The sequence below is a fragment of the Lewinella cohaerens DSM 23179 genome (genome assembly GCF_000379805.1).
Lineage (GTDB): Bacteria > Bacteroidota > Bacteroidia > Chitinophagales > Saprospiraceae > Lewinella > Lewinella cohaerens.
The window spans coordinates 74,021-86,678 of sequence record NZ_KB903532.1 but is presented as its reverse complement, the minus strand read 5'-3'; the positions used below and the strand labels follow the sequence as shown (position 1 = coordinate 86,678).

12 protein-coding genes are annotated in these 12,658 nt (G+C 45.6%); 2 read left to right on the top strand and 10 right to left on the bottom strand.

From position 1 onward, the window contains the following. Nucleotides 1-14 precede the first annotated feature (14 nt). From A3EU_RS0102540 to A3EU_RS0102525, 3 genes are all read right to left on the bottom strand, one after another. The gene (locus A3EU_RS0102540) at nucleotides 15-335 is read right to left on the bottom strand and encodes a hypothetical protein (protein WP_020534552.1); all 321 of its coding nucleotides are present in this window, start codon (nucleotides 333-335) and stop codon (nucleotides 15-17) included. Nucleotides 336-873: 538 nt separating this feature from the next. Then, nucleotides 874-3,630 (bottom strand): formate dehydrogenase subunit alpha, encoded by a 2,757-nt coding sequence (fdhF, locus tag A3EU_RS0102530; RefSeq protein ID WP_020534550.1) that lies wholly within the window; start codon nucleotides 3,628-3,630, stop codon nucleotides 874-876. 179 nt (nucleotides 3,631-3,809) lie between these two features. Then, nucleotides 3,810-5,462, bottom strand: a complete 1,653-nt coding sequence (locus tag A3EU_RS0102525; RefSeq protein WP_026211189.1) for an NADH-ubiquinone oxidoreductase-F iron-sulfur binding region domain-containing protein — start codon at nucleotides 5,460-5,462, stop codon at nucleotides 3,810-3,812. A 121-nt stretch (nucleotides 5,463-5,583) separates the two neighbouring features. Between A3EU_RS0102525 and A3EU_RS0102520 the strand changes: the two genes are divergently transcribed. Continuing rightward, the gene (locus tag A3EU_RS0102520) at nucleotides 5,584-7,047 is read left to right on the top strand and encodes an NAD-dependent succinate-semialdehyde dehydrogenase (protein WP_020534548.1); all 1,464 of its coding nucleotides are present in this window, start codon (nucleotides 5,584-5,586) and stop codon (nucleotides 7,045-7,047) included. A gap of 204 nt (nucleotides 7,048-7,251) precedes the next feature. On the opposite strand, the gene A3EU_RS0102515 is transcribed toward A3EU_RS0102520, so the two are convergent. The 3 genes from A3EU_RS0102515 to A3EU_RS0102505 form a co-directional block, all read right to left on the bottom strand. Then, the gene (locus tag A3EU_RS0102515) at nucleotides 7,252-7,476 is read right to left on the bottom strand and encodes a hypothetical protein (protein WP_020534547.1); all 225 of its coding nucleotides are present in this window, start codon (nucleotides 7,474-7,476) and stop codon (nucleotides 7,252-7,254) included. A gap of 35 nt (nucleotides 7,477-7,511) precedes the next feature. After that, nucleotides 7,512-7,949 (bottom strand): cold-shock protein, encoded by a 438-nt coding sequence (locus tag A3EU_RS0102510; RefSeq protein WP_020534546.1) that lies wholly within the window; start codon nucleotides 7,947-7,949, stop codon nucleotides 7,512-7,514. A 133-nt stretch (nucleotides 7,950-8,082) separates the two neighbouring features. Continuing rightward, entirely contained in the window at nucleotides 8,083-9,201 is a 1,119-nt protein-coding gene (locus A3EU_RS0102505) for a DEAD/DEAH box helicase (RefSeq protein WP_020534545.1), read from the bottom strand. Between the two features lie 196 nt (nucleotides 9,202-9,397). On the opposite strand from A3EU_RS0102505, the gene A3EU_RS0102500 reads away from it, so the two are divergent. Continuing rightward, the gene (locus A3EU_RS0102500) at nucleotides 9,398-10,207 is read left to right on the top strand and encodes a DUF1853 family protein (RefSeq protein WP_020534544.1); all 810 of its coding nucleotides are present in this window, start codon (nucleotides 9,398-9,400) and stop codon (nucleotides 10,205-10,207) included. Nucleotides 10,208-10,215: 8 nt separating this feature from the next. Here A3EU_RS0102500 and A3EU_RS0102495 read toward each other — a convergent pair whose 3' ends face one another. The 4 genes from A3EU_RS0102495 to A3EU_RS0102480 are packed head-to-tail and all read right to left on the bottom strand — an operon-like array spanning nucleotide 10,216 to nucleotide 12,603. Further along, nucleotides 10,216-10,923: an aromatic aminobenezylarsenical efflux permease ArsG family transporter gene (locus tag A3EU_RS0102495; RefSeq protein ID WP_020534543.1), complete on the bottom strand. Its 708-nt coding sequence runs from the start codon at nucleotides 10,921-10,923 to the stop codon at nucleotides 10,216-10,218. Then, nucleotides 10,924-11,355, bottom strand: a complete 432-nt coding sequence (locus A3EU_RS0102490; RefSeq protein ID WP_020534542.1) for a nitrophenyl compound nitroreductase subunit ArsF family protein — start codon at nucleotides 11,353-11,355, stop codon at nucleotides 10,924-10,926. It lies immediately after the preceding gene. 20 nt (nucleotides 11,356-11,375) lie between these two features. After that, nucleotides 11,376-12,353 carry a permease gene (locus A3EU_RS0102485; protein ID WP_020534541.1) on the bottom strand — a complete coding sequence of 326 codons (978 nt, stop codon included), beginning with the start codon at nucleotides 12,351-12,353 and terminating at the stop codon, nucleotides 11,376-11,378. Between the two features lie 13 nt (nucleotides 12,354-12,366). Continuing rightward, the gene (locus A3EU_RS0102480) at nucleotides 12,367-12,603 is read right to left on the bottom strand and encodes a thioredoxin family protein (RefSeq protein WP_020534540.1); all 237 of its coding nucleotides are present in this window, start codon (nucleotides 12,601-12,603) and stop codon (nucleotides 12,367-12,369) included. Nucleotides 12,604-12,658 lie beyond the last annotated feature (55 nt).

Here is a 12,658-nt window from a genome sequence, read left to right as displayed (position 1 = left end):
TCTTAATCATGAGTTTATTTTCGTTCAAACACCTTTCTTTCAATCCTTTCAAATGACTTGTCATTTAGTAACAGCATGTCATCTTTCAATTGATACTTATAGACAAAATCAAGAGGCACATCTGACCAAATTTCATGTGGGAAATCCTTTACTCTTAGGCTATCACTTTCAAATATTAATAAACGTCTTTGACCGTCGCGGATAATTTCGTTTTCCGTATCAAAATCATGAATTGAGTAGGTGCCAATCCAAATGTCTTGGTTATCCTTGTCGTTCGTATTACAGCTGCAAATAAGTACTAAAAATAATAGGAGTTTATCGATGTAGGTTTTCATAGGGTTTTATTTTAATTTGTGCTTTTTACGACCTGTTTTTCTATGAAATAAGGCTATTCAGTAGGTTTTATCGACCGAATACGAATGGAGAGGTGTGTCATGGTTGGCTTACTTGAGACTGCTCATTAAAGTGTGTCTCGCGCAGAACCGCAGACCTGCCTGCCAGCAAACTGGCCTTGCAGGCAGGCGCGCAGAGATTTTCTTCTTGTTGATTGTCAAGAAGTTGCCGTCAAGAAGAATTAGTTAGACACACACACATTAATGAACAGTCTCCATCCTATTGAATATAGCACGGTGCGCTGCACCTCTGGCATGGAAATCTAAAATATTGCTATAGAGACAGCGGTGCGCTGCACCTTTCTGGCTTAGCGTTTTCTGCCAATATTCCACCTCTTCGAGGTGTTTCCTCTCCATTTAAGAGCGCCTATTTTTTTCTTAAATGGCCTTATAATCCCTTATATGGTTCAAAAAAGATCGCCAAATCTGCCTTCTTAAATGACCTCATAATCCCTTATATGGTTCAAAAAAGCAATGCTAACTACCCCACCTTAAACTTCCCCTTGCTCTTCCGGATTCGTACGGCTACGACCTTGTATTCCGGGCACATGGCCTCCGAATCGTGGATGTCGGAGGTGATGTTGTTGACCATGATTTCCGGAAAGTGGAAAGTGGTGCTCAGTACACCGGGGTTGACCTCGTCGGTGATGCGAGCTTTGACGTCTACTTTGCCACGGGGGGATTCCAGGCAGACGTAATCGCCCTCATTGATGAGGTTGGTAGCGGCATCTTCGGGGTGAATCATGAGGTAGTCTGACTTCAGTATTTCTCCATTGCCGGTACGGCGGGTCATGGCCCCACAATTGTAGTGTTCAAGTTCCCTGTTGGTCGTCAGGATGTAGGGGTAGTCTTTGCCGTGACTGGTGATCTCTTTGCTTTCCTCAAACGCATTAAATTCAAAATAGCCGAGGCCGCGCTTAAATTCCGTTTGGTGCAAAATCTGGGTATCAGTACCATCAGGTGCTACGGGCCATTGTTTGCCATTGATGTCCAATTCGTCCCAACGAATGCCAGCAAAGAAGGGAACGATCTGAGAAATCTCTTCCAGCATCCCGTCTGGTGTATAATCTGGTTGATTGTAGCCGAGCCGGTTCATGATGTCGACGATGATCTGTCCGTCGGGCTTGGTGCCGGGCAGTGGGGCGACCACTTGGCGCACGGCCTGTACGCGCCTTTCTCCATTGGTAAAGGTGCCGCTCTTTTCGAGGAAGGACGCACCGGGCAAAACGACATCGGCGTATTTAGCGGTTTCTGTCATAAAGAGTTCCTGCACGATGACTAGGTCGGTGGCCTCCAGGGCCTTGATGACCTTTTGGGTATTCGGGTCGGTTTGTACCACATCTTCTCCAATGATCCAGATGGCTTTGAGTTTGCCTTCCAGGGCGGCATCAAACATCTCGGGGATTTTGTAGCCGATGTGAGTTGGTACTGTCACCCCATAAAAATCATTGTACTGTTGATTGATCTCTGGATTGGTGACGTCGAGGTAACCTGCTCCCTGATGTGGCTGCACGCCCATGTCGGCTGCTCCCTGCACATTGTTTTGTCCGCGCAAGGGGTTGACCCCAACACCTGGGCGGCCAATATTGCCAGTAAGCATGGCCAGATCGGCAATTTGCATCACTGCAAAAGTCCCCTGTGAGTGCTCTGTAACGCCTAGGCCATGAAAGGACATCGCGTTGGGTGCCGATGCGTAGGCGATGGCTGCTGCTCTAACCAGCGCCCGGTCTACGCCGGATATTGTTTCCATTTGATCAATATCCAATTGCAGGAGATGCTGTTTGAAATCGTCAAAACCTTCGGTTCTGCTTTCGATAAAGCTAGTGTCTGCCAAGCCTTCCTTCAGGATATAGTGCATCATCATATTCAGTACCGCCACATTGGTGCCGGGGCGCAGTGCCAGGTGATAATCAGCGTAGCGGGCCAGCTCTGTTCTGCGAGGATCAATGACGATGCTCACATTATCCTGTTTCATAGAGAACTGCTTCAACTTGGCTCCCGTCACAGGGTGCGCGTCCGTCGGGTTGGCACCGATGACCATAATACAATTGGTGTGTTGCAGGTCTTGGATAGAGTTGGTCGCCGCGCCGGTACCAAAAGTGCGCTGCATTCCCAAAGCAGTAGGGGAGTGGCACACCCTGGCGCACCCGTCAATGTTGTTGGTGCCGATGACGGCGCGAATGAATTTTTGCATCAGGTAATTCTCCTCATTGGTACAACGAGAAGAAGAAATGCCGGCAATATAGTCAGGCCCAAATTCGGCCTTGTAGTTCGTTAGTTTGTTGGCAATGTAATCATAGGCCTCGTCCCAAGTCGCCTTTTCAAATACGCCATCTCGTTTGATCAGCGGCGAGGTCAGCCGATCAGGGTGATCATAAAACTTGAAGGCATAACGCCCTTTTAGGCAAGTGTGACCTTGATTGACTTCCGCATCGTAGGGCGCGCGAATGCTGACCACTTCGCCGTTGGTGGTGGAAACTTCCAGGTTGCAACCCACACCACAATAGGTACAGATGGTGCGCGTGGTTTCGGTAGCCGTGATGGCCTTGGACTGAAAGATATCCGAGATCGCAGAGGTAGGACAAGCCTGAGAGCAAGCGCCACAACTTACACAATCAGAATCCATAAAAGATTGGTCGATGCCTTTGACAATTTTGGCATCAAAGCCTCTGCCAGCCATGCTAAGGACGAACTCTCCCTGTACCTCATCACAAGCCCGCACACAGCGATAGCAATTGATACACTTCGAAAGGTCGGAAGTCATGTAAGGGTGGCTCAGGTCTTTTTCCCGGTGCAGGTGGGTTTCTCCTTCCGGATAACGCACGTCACGGATGCCTACCTGGGCCGCTACCGTTTGCAGCTCGCAATTGCCATTCACCTCACAGGTCAGACAGTCGAGGGGGTGGTCGGTAAGGACGAGTTCGATGATGTTCTTCCGTAAATCTTGAATAGCCGGAGAGCTGGGAAAGATATGTTGTCCTTCGGCGATGGGCGTATGGCAAGAGGCCATGGTTTTGCGCCGGCCATCGGGTTCCAGTGCGACCTCTACGCTACATACTCTACAAGCGCCAAAGGGATCTAAATTCGGTGCGTCGCAAAGGGTGGGCACCAGGTTTTCGCCTTTATGCCTTTTTAGAAAGGAGAGAATCGTCTCGCCCGGAATGATGGAGAAAGGATGCCCGTCGACAAAGGCGAAGGTGGTGGTGGCGTCTGAATATTGTTCACTTTTTTGGACCATCTTGATTTTGTTTGGTAGCAGTAATTCTCACTTTGCAGAACAATTGCCACAGAGACACCGAGACACGGAGTTTTTTTAGGGGATATCCAATAAGAACCTCCGTGTCTTCGTGTCTTCGTGGCTAGAAAAAGTCAAAGTGAGAACTGCTGGTTTGGTAGGAACAAGTCCTAAACATGCTCTTAATTAAAATATTCCTTCAGCTCTTCCTCAAAGTACTGCAAAGCATTTCGCACCGGCAAGGGTATTCCTCCTCCGTGTGCGCAGAGTGATCCCTGTTCGAGGGTGGTCAGTAAATCTGTAAAAAGTTTTCGGTCAATCTTATAGTCAGATTCCAGCGCTTTAGTGGCCAGTTCTTGTCCTCTTTTGGTGCCAAGCCGGCAGGGGAAGCACTTCCCACAACTCTCGTAGGCCGCAAAGTCAAACAAGTGTTCGATAAACTTCATGATAGGAAAATCCTGGGGCACAGCGACAACGGAAGCATGCCCCAAGAGGAAGCCATTTTGTGAAAAGGACTCGAAATCAATCGTTAGCTCACTGACTTTGGTAATAGGAACCAAGCCACCTAAAGGGCCGCCAATTTGTAGTGCTTTTACTGGCCGATTAAAACCGCCACCCAAGTCGTAGATGACCGCTGTGAGTGGGGTGCCCATTTCTACTTCGTAGATGCCGGGGTGGTTGAACAGGCCATCAAGACTAACGAGCTTGGTGCCCGAAGAACGATCGGTGCCGATGGCTTTCCAGGCTGCGCCACCGTTCTCCAAAATATAGTGAAGGGTAGCCAAGGTCTCGACGTTATTGACGACTGTAGGTTTGTTGAACAAGCCGTTTTGAGCAGGGTAAGGTGGGCGTACACGTACCTCCGGGCGTTGCCCTTCGATAGAGTTGATCAGTGCGGTTTCTTCGCCACAGATATAGGAACCCTGAGCCTGGATGATTTTAAAATCAAAATCAAAGTCGCTCCCGGCTATATTTTCTCCAATCAGGCCTTCGGTTCGCAGCTCGTCGATGGCTGCTTGCGTGATGGTTACTGCCTCTGGGTACTCTGCCCGAATGTATACAATACCGTGGGCTGCGCCGGTCACGTAGCCAGCAATCAACATACCGAAGAGTACCGAGTGAGGTTGTTGCTCTAGCAGGTAGCGGTCTGAATAAGCGCCGGGGTCACCTTCATCTGCATTGCAAATGATAAACTTGGTATCACTTTCTTCTTTACGACAAAATTCCAGTTTCAAGCCCATAGGGAAGCCCGCGCCACCGCGCCCGCGAACACCAGAAGCTTTAATTTCGTTAAGCACATGGGCAGCATCTTTTTGCAAGGCTGCTCGAAAGGGGGCATAATAAGCCTTAATGTTGGTGAAAGGCTGCGTAAGGATGGCCGTTCCATTGGCTTTGGCCGTGTAACCATCCTGGTTTTTATCCGAATCGGATTGTAAAATGTCTTGCAATCCACCAATGGCTGTACCCGAATAATTTTTCCCGGCATAATGAAAAGCGCCATTTTCATGGCAACGGCCGAGGCAGGTCATGTGCCCAATTTCGTCTGCCGCGAAATTCGTTTTCAAGGTCTCGATCACCTTGTCCTGCGTTCCGGCACACAAACAGGCTGTCCCGTTACAGACATACACTTTTTTACCCTTATTTTCGGGTTTCATAAAGTCATAGAAGGTCGCCGTTCCATAGGTGTTGGCCTTCCCGACGAGGAATTCGTTGGCCAGTTTTTCGAGGGCCTCCGGGCTGGGCGTACCCGTATCTTGGGCGAGCTGGCCCATTTTGTCGAAGAGGTTATTTTGTAGCCCCTTCCGGCCGGAGAGTTCACTCAGGTTGGTAGACATAATTTGGTAGATCTGGTTAGTTTGCGCAGCTAAGAACATGTTGGAGGTTTGATTCTCGCTACGAGATCACCCTAAACACGCTCTAAAAGGCACTGAACCAAATTACAAAAAAAACAAGAAAATGATATTAAAAAATAGCTCACTCCTTCAACATACGACGCTCATCAACGGAAAATGGGTAGCTGCCGATGATGGTAAGACCTTTCCGGTTACTAATCCGTTTGACGGATCGTCTATCGGAACCGTGCCCGATATGGGGGCTGCGGAAACCAAGGCGGCCATATCGGCTGCGGCTGAGGCGTTTCCGGCTTGGCGTGACAAGACCGCCGCCGAGCGGGCGACGATTTTGAAAAAATGGTACGCGTTGCAGATGGAACACCTGGACGACCTGGCAGTGCTACTCACCACCGAGCAGGGCAAGCCACTGGCCGAGGCCAAGGGAGAAATTCGCTACGGCGCCTCGTTTGTAGAGTGGTTTGCAGAAGAAGCACGGCGGGTATATGGTGATGTCATTCCTGGTCACGGAAAAGGGCTACGCATCATGACTATTCGGCAACCTATTGGTGTGGCTGCGGCCATTACACCATGGAATTTTCCCAATGCCATGATTACCCGCAAGGTAGCCCCGGCCTTGGCTGCTGGCTGTACGGTGGTTATAAAACCTGCCGAGGATACGCCGCTTTCGGCACTGGCACTGGCGGTATTGGCCGAAGAAGCTGGCTTTCCTCCCGGCGTACTTAATATCATCACTACTAGTCAGTCGGCAACTGTAGGGAAGGAGCTGACCGATAATCCATTGGTGCGAAAACTGTCGTTTACGGGATCGACTCGGGTAGGTAAACTGCTTATGGCTCAGAGTGCTGATACGGTGAAAAAGCTGTCGCTGGAACTGGGCGGGAATGCCCCTTTCATTGTTTTCGATGACGCCGATATAGATGCCGCCGTCGCTGGTGCCATCGCCTCGAAATATCGCAACGCCGGACAAACCTGTGTCTGTGCCAACCGTGTGTATGCACAGGCAGGTATTTATGAGGAATTCACCCGGAGACTCGCCGAAGCAGCCCGTAAATTGGAAGTTGGCAACGGCATGGATGATGGTGTAAGCATTGGCCCGCTGATCAACAGCGAAGCGATGGAGAAGGTACAGCGACTGGTAGGCGATGCCATCGCCAAAGGGGCTAGAGTATTAACAGGAGGGAAACAAAATGTCATGAATGACGCTGGCTCCTTTTACGAACCCACCGTGTTGACGGGCGTGTTACCCAGTATGGAGATTAGCTCGGAAGAGATTTTTGGCCCCATTGCTCCGGTTATCAAATTTGAGACAGAAGAGGAGGTTATCCAGATGGCCAACGACACGCCTTTTGGCTTGGCGTCCTACTTTTACGGAAGGGATTACGCCCGCATTTGGCGTGTTGCCGAAGCATTGGAATACGGAATGGTAGGTATCAACACCGGGATGATTTCTACAGCAGTGGCTCCTTTTGGTGGCGTCAAGCAAAGCGGCTTTGGGCGCGAAGGCTCTAAGTACGGAATGGATGATTTTCTGGTAATAAAATACCTCTGTTGGGGCGGCGTGGAGTAGCTCGCGCATAACATGAGTCATCCCGAATTTTGATTGTCATCAAAATCCGTGCTGACCAACTGCAAAGCCTATCGTTAAAGACGAAACCCCATGATTTCTACTAGTGAAATCATGGGGTTTTCTACAAAAAGCCGGACAAATCACTCTTTCTAAGTTAAAGTCAGGCTGGATTTTGGCCTTAGCCAAAATTTGGGATGACTCATGTTATTCTACAATTTCGTAGTCGATATCCAGTTTGCGCAATGCTCTAAACGCAGAGCTTGTGTTTTTACCATCTACCTCTATATCTACAAGGTCACCTTCTAAGAGAATATCCGTCAATTCTCTAGCTAGGGAATCGTCTATGTTGGTTGAAATTTCGGCGATACATTGAGCTATTGCTCTTTTATCAGGCCTTTGAGCGCCACAAGACAGTAGATTTAGTTTCATAGTTTTTAATTAGTAGCTCCGCTGTAGATTTGAAATTACTCTGATAATATTCTAACTTCAATGGCTATCGGGCCTTTGGGGCCTTTGCCAATTTCAAAGGTCACTTTGTCATGATCTTTGACCTGGTCAATTAAACTATCAGCATGGACAAAGTAACTTTCTCCTGTTTCTTTTTCTGCGATAAAGCCGTAGCCCTTTTCGGTGTTGAAAAACTTGACAACGCCTGCTTTCGTGAACTTAGATTCATCAGATTTTTCTTGCTTGCGCGTGCTGACTTCAATATCCTCTAGCTTCGCCTTCTTTCTCAGCGACAAGTCTGGCTTTTCAGCAGTTAGATGGCCATTTTCATCTAGGTACATGAACTCGATTGGTTTCGAGTTATCTAATTTTTTTCTTTCTTTCTTTTCTGCTTTGTCTTTCTTTCTTTTCTGTCTTTTTTTCTCGCGTTCTTTTTTATTAAAACTATCTGCCATTAGTATTTGGAGTTTGTTAGAAAATTTCGCCACAAGGCTAAAGTCAAGCTTATTAGAAATAGGCTTCGAGTCAATATAGACAATTTTGTAAGAAGTACGGCTTTAATTTCCGAACATGCTCTTTGCTTAACAGTTACATTGCCATTTCTTTGAATTTAATACCTAAAGTTTTTTGAATCTCAAGCACTTTTTTCATTTCACCCGAAATGACCAAAGCAATGGACTGTCCTGTATTTCCGGCTCTAGCTGTTCGACCACTTCTGTGCGTATAATAATCGATATGATCGGGTAATTGATGATGCAGCACAAAAGCAAGGTTGTTCACATCGATACCTCTTGCAGAAATATCGGTAGACACTAAAACCTGGAGGGTTTCATTTTTGAAAGCACGCATGACCTTATCGCGTTCCTTCTGGAGCATGTCACCTTCTAGTGCAGCAACCGCGAAACCGTTGTCCTGCAATTCTTTTGCCAATGCATTCGCCCCTGCTTTGGTTCTACAAAATATAACACCTCGCTCCTTTTTTCTTCGGTTAAGAAGCCTGATAATGATATTTGTTTTGTCCTTAATGTTGGTGTTAATGAAATGATGTGAAATGTTTTCATTAACCGATGCATTCTTGTTTACTTCAATTTTAATAACATCAGCAGACATGGTGCCCTCAATGAGCTGTTTGATCTCTTCTGGCATCGTCGCAGAAAACAACCAGGTATTTCGCTTAGAGGTGTTGTATTCCAGGATTTGACTTAGCTCTTCTTGAAAACCCATGCTCAACATTTCATCGGCTTCATCGAGTACTAATGTTCTAACATTAGAAATGTCCACGGCTTCCCGTTCCACCAAATCAAGCAAACGCCCAGGGGTAGCGACAACAATGTGAGTGGGCCTGGTTAGCGCTCTGATTTGCTTGGTTATTTTCTCTCCACCGTAAACGCCTTCTACAAATATTTTTCCATCAATGTATTTGGTGAACTTGAAGAGTTGCTTTTTAATTTGCTGTACAAGCTCACGCGTAGGAGCAATGATTAAGCCTTGTACTTCTGCTCTAGAGTGATCAATAGAGTGCAAGAGAGGTAGTCCAAAAGCTGCTGTTTTTCCAGTTCCTGTTTGTGCTAAACCAATCAAATCGGTTTTCTTTCCTAAAAGCGTAGGTATTACTTCTTCTTGGATCTTGGTAGGAAATATAATATTCAGTTCTTTCAGTGCTTTTATGTAAGCCTTTCTTATCCCTAATTCGGAAAATGTTGCCATAATTCTTCTATTCGCTGACGCTTTTGTATTCTGGCACGAAGGTAGCTGGATTCTATGACAAATGTTGTGTTTTAAGCTGGACTTTAGCCACTTGAGCTGCGTTGAAGGGGGTATTGTGCCTACCTTATCGCCAGATTCAGTTTAGCCTGAAGGCAAAAGCTGTAAAAGAAGAGATAATTCATACTTTCAGCAATCAATGGATACAAGGACACAGTTACGTTATCAAGGTTACATTTCTACGCCACCGCTCTGGACAGACGATACGGTGTCTCCGTTCAAACAGATTGAACTAGCCAGCAATACGGATGCTATTGATGATGACACCGTTTTTAAAAACCAGCGACTAGGTAAGCTTGTCGAAGAGTTCGTTTTTTACCAATTAAAAACCCAAAAGAAGGTCTCTTGGATTTGTGATAACCTACAAATTCAAGCGGATAAGCAAACCGTCGGGGAAATTGACGCCTTGTATTATTATGAAGGAATCCCCATTCATTTAGAAGTGGCCTATAAGTTTTACCTGTTCGACACCCTGGAAAGTTATAAGGAGCCACTGACCCATTGGATTGGTCCAAACCGGAAGGACAGTTTGTTTTATAAATTAGGCAAACTTCACAATAAACAGTTTCCTTTATTGCATAATGAATTGACCCAGATTCATCTGGAAAACCATAACCTGGACCTAAAATCGATCAAGCAAAAACTGTGTTTTAAAGCGCAATTGTTTTTACCCTACCAGGATAGCAATAGGGATGTCAGTCCCTTGAATCGTGATTGCATAGCGGGGTTTTATATCTCTTTCACTAAGTTAGAACTATTCAGATCGCTTGAGTTTTTCATTCCTGTAAAACTAGATTGGCTCGTGGCGCCACATCAGAATGTTGATTGGACCAATTACTCTTCAGCTTTGGCAATCATTGAAAAAAGCATAAAAAATAAACGATCACCTTTGGTTTGGATGAGAGATAAGGATGGTCAACTTCATAAATGTTTCATCGTTTTTTGGTGATTGTTGTGCTAAATAAGTCCTGCAAAAATGAGGACATAATACAAGCCTGCCAAGACAAATACAACGCCTGCCACATACCGCATGTATTTTTCAACGGTCTGAATTTTCTGATAAATACTGCCTATCCGATGTGCGGCGAAAGCCAAGAGGTAGGTGAATAGAATAACGGGCAAACCTGTGCCTATCGCAAAAACAAAAGGCAGATATAGACCAGATGAACTTGATATCGTCATCGGTATCAATATACCAAAATACAGGGCACCGCTATAGGGGCAAAATGCCAAGGCAAAGAGCACTCCGAGCAAGAAGGAACCTAGTAAACCTTTGTCTTTAAATTTTTCAGAAAAGCGTTCTTCAAGGGATGTTTTTCCCAGAAAGTTTAGCCGAATAACATTCAGCATGATTAAGCCAATGATAATCAATAATGGGCCAAGGTATTTTTCTCCATTTTGGCTAAAAAAGCGCTGGATATGAAATTTGCTTGCGCCGAAATAAAGTACCAAGCCAATAGCTGTATAAGTAAATGCGCGCCCAAGGGAATAGAGAATTCCACTTAACAAAACCTTCCGCTTACTGCCAATATTTTTTGAAATAAAGGCCGTAGCGGTAATGTTGGTTGCCAATGGGCAGGGACTTATGGCAGTCATAAGCCCCAGCACAAAGGCAGACAATAAAGGGATGTTGTATTGCTCGATTAAGGATTGCAAAAAATCCATTTAGAGTGTTTTTAATTGTTCGTCAATCTTGGCTTTCAATTCTGTGGCAAATGCTTCGTCGTCAAATGCTTTCATAAAGGCAAAGTCCGTCAAATCAATGTGTTGTTCCTGGCCATTTTTTATCACATTGATAAACAAGGCCGTTCCCGCTGCTTCAAAACGTTCCGCCATATCGTAATTAGCTTCGTCGTCAATATTGACGGTTTGGAAACTCAAGGTTCCTGCATCCATTTGCTCCTTGAAATCTGCTTCAAGCAACATTTCGGTATTGGCTTCAATTTTTAAGCAGGTTTGACAACGGTGTGTCGTGTGGAAATCGATGATTTCGATTTTGCTAACGGTTTCGTCAGAAGCCATTGTTTTGCTTTTGTCCTGCGCTTGGCAAGACGTGAAAAACAATAAGGCGAATACTAAAAAATGGAAAACTTTCATTAGTCAATTATTTTAAAATTCTAAAAAATCATGTTGAAAACATAGCCCGAAACAATGATGCAAAGCGTCACTACTCCGAAGAATATGCCGATAAGTTTTAGACTCATTACCTTCTTCAAAAGCATCGCTTCCGGGATGGATAGGCCAACGACCCCCATCATAAAAGCAATGGCTGTACCGAGTGGAATCCCCTTGCTTACCAATACTTGCGCAACGGGCAATATGCCTGAGGCATTAGAATACATGGGTACCGCAAGGATAGTAGCAATAGGTACCGCAAAAGGATTTTCTTTATTCATGTACTGTTCAAAGAAACCTTCAGGTATATAACCGTGCATTAAGCCACCAATAGCGATACCTACGATGACATAAGGAATAACTCCCCTTAAAATATTCAGGACTTCCGCCCAGATAATGGGGAGTCTTTGGCGGAAAGGGGTCTGCTCCGCTTCAAACGCTTCACTTTCTTTTTGGGCATTCGCCAAAACCTCTTTCACCCAGGGCGTTAGAAATCGTTCGAGCCTGAATTTTGAAAGAATAATTCCTGCTGTCATACCCAAAATCACGCCGCTGATCACGTAGATGATGGTGGTCTTCAAGCCAAAAAGTCCAATGAAAAGGCCAATAGCTACTTCGTTGACGAGGGGAGACGTAATCAAAAAAGCAAACGTAACCCCCAGTGGAATCCCTCCTCTCACGAAGCCAATAAACAAAGGGACGGAAGAGCAAGAACAGAAGGGCGTAACTACTCCGAAAAGAGAAGCCATCAGGTATTCCGTGCCGTAAAGCTTGTTGCGCGAAAGGAAGTTTCGAACCTTTTCAACAGGAAAATAACTGTTTACGATCCCCATGAAAAAGATGACGATAAAAAGCAAAAGCAATATTTTGATGCTGTCGTAGAAGAAGAAATTCAAAGCTTCTGCCAGATGTTCTCCTTTTACTAACCCAAATTGCTCATACACCAACCAGTCTGCAAATTGTTGAACCCAATCAAACATAATCAGAAACTGTTTATTGTAAGAGTTCCTTCAATTCAGGGACAGAAGGCACACGACCCTTTATTTTGATGTCACCATCAATCACTACGGCCGGTGTGGAAATGACATTGTATTCCATGATTTTCATGATGTCTTCCACCTTTTCAATGGTAACGTTGGTTAGTCCAAGTTCTTCGACAGCTTTCTCTACCATGCTGGTAGTTTGTTTACATTTTGGACAACCTGTTCCAAGAATTTTTATCTCTTTCATGATCGTTATTTTGTTATCGTCAATCGCAAATTGACGATAGGTTTGGTTAAAAAAA

What these genes read in the sequence shown, in the direction of transcription:
- fdhF (WP_020534550.1), bottom strand. Translation starts at nt 3,630, where the DNA reads ATGGTCCAAAAAAGTGAACAATATTCAGACGCCACCACCACCTTCGCC.
- A3EU_RS0102520 (WP_020534548.1), top strand. Translation starts at nt 5,584, where the DNA reads ATGATATTAAAAAATAGCTCACTCCTTCAACATACGACGCTCATCAAC.
- A3EU_RS0102505 (WP_020534545.1), bottom strand. Translation starts at nt 9,201, where the DNA reads ATGGCAACATTTTCCGAATTAGGGATAAGAAAGGCTTACATAAAAGCA.
- A3EU_RS0102540 (WP_020534552.1), bottom strand. Translation starts at nt 335, where the DNA reads ATGAAAACCTACATCGATAAACTCCTATTATTTTTAGTACTTATTTGC.
- A3EU_RS0102485 (WP_020534541.1), bottom strand. Translation starts at nt 12,353, where the DNA reads ATGTTTGATTGGGTTCAACAATTTGCAGACTGGTTGGTGTATGAGCAA.
- A3EU_RS0102510 (WP_020534546.1), bottom strand. Translation starts at nt 7,949, where the DNA reads ATGGCAGATAGTTTTAATAAAAAAGAACGCGAGAAAAAAAGACAGAAA.
- A3EU_RS0102490 (WP_020534542.1), bottom strand. Translation starts at nt 11,355, where the DNA reads ATGAAAGTTTTCCATTTTTTAGTATTCGCCTTATTGTTTTTCACGTCT.
- A3EU_RS0102500 (WP_020534544.1), top strand. Translation starts at nt 9,398, where the DNA reads ATGGATACAAGGACACAGTTACGTTATCAAGGTTACATTTCTACGCCA.
- A3EU_RS0102495 (WP_020534543.1), bottom strand. Translation starts at nt 10,923, where the DNA reads ATGGATTTTTTGCAATCCTTAATCGAGCAATACAACATCCCTTTATTG.
- A3EU_RS0102480 (WP_020534540.1), bottom strand. Translation starts at nt 12,603, where the DNA reads ATGAAAGAGATAAAAATTCTTGGAACAGGTTGTCCAAAATGTAAACAA.
- A3EU_RS0102525 (WP_026211189.1), bottom strand. Translation starts at nt 5,462, where the DNA reads ATGTCTACCAACCTGAGTGAACTCTCCGGCCGGAAGGGGCTACAAAAT.
- A3EU_RS0102515 (WP_020534547.1), bottom strand. Translation starts at nt 7,476, where the DNA reads ATGAAACTAAATCTACTGTCTTGTGGCGCTCAAAGGCCTGATAAAAGA.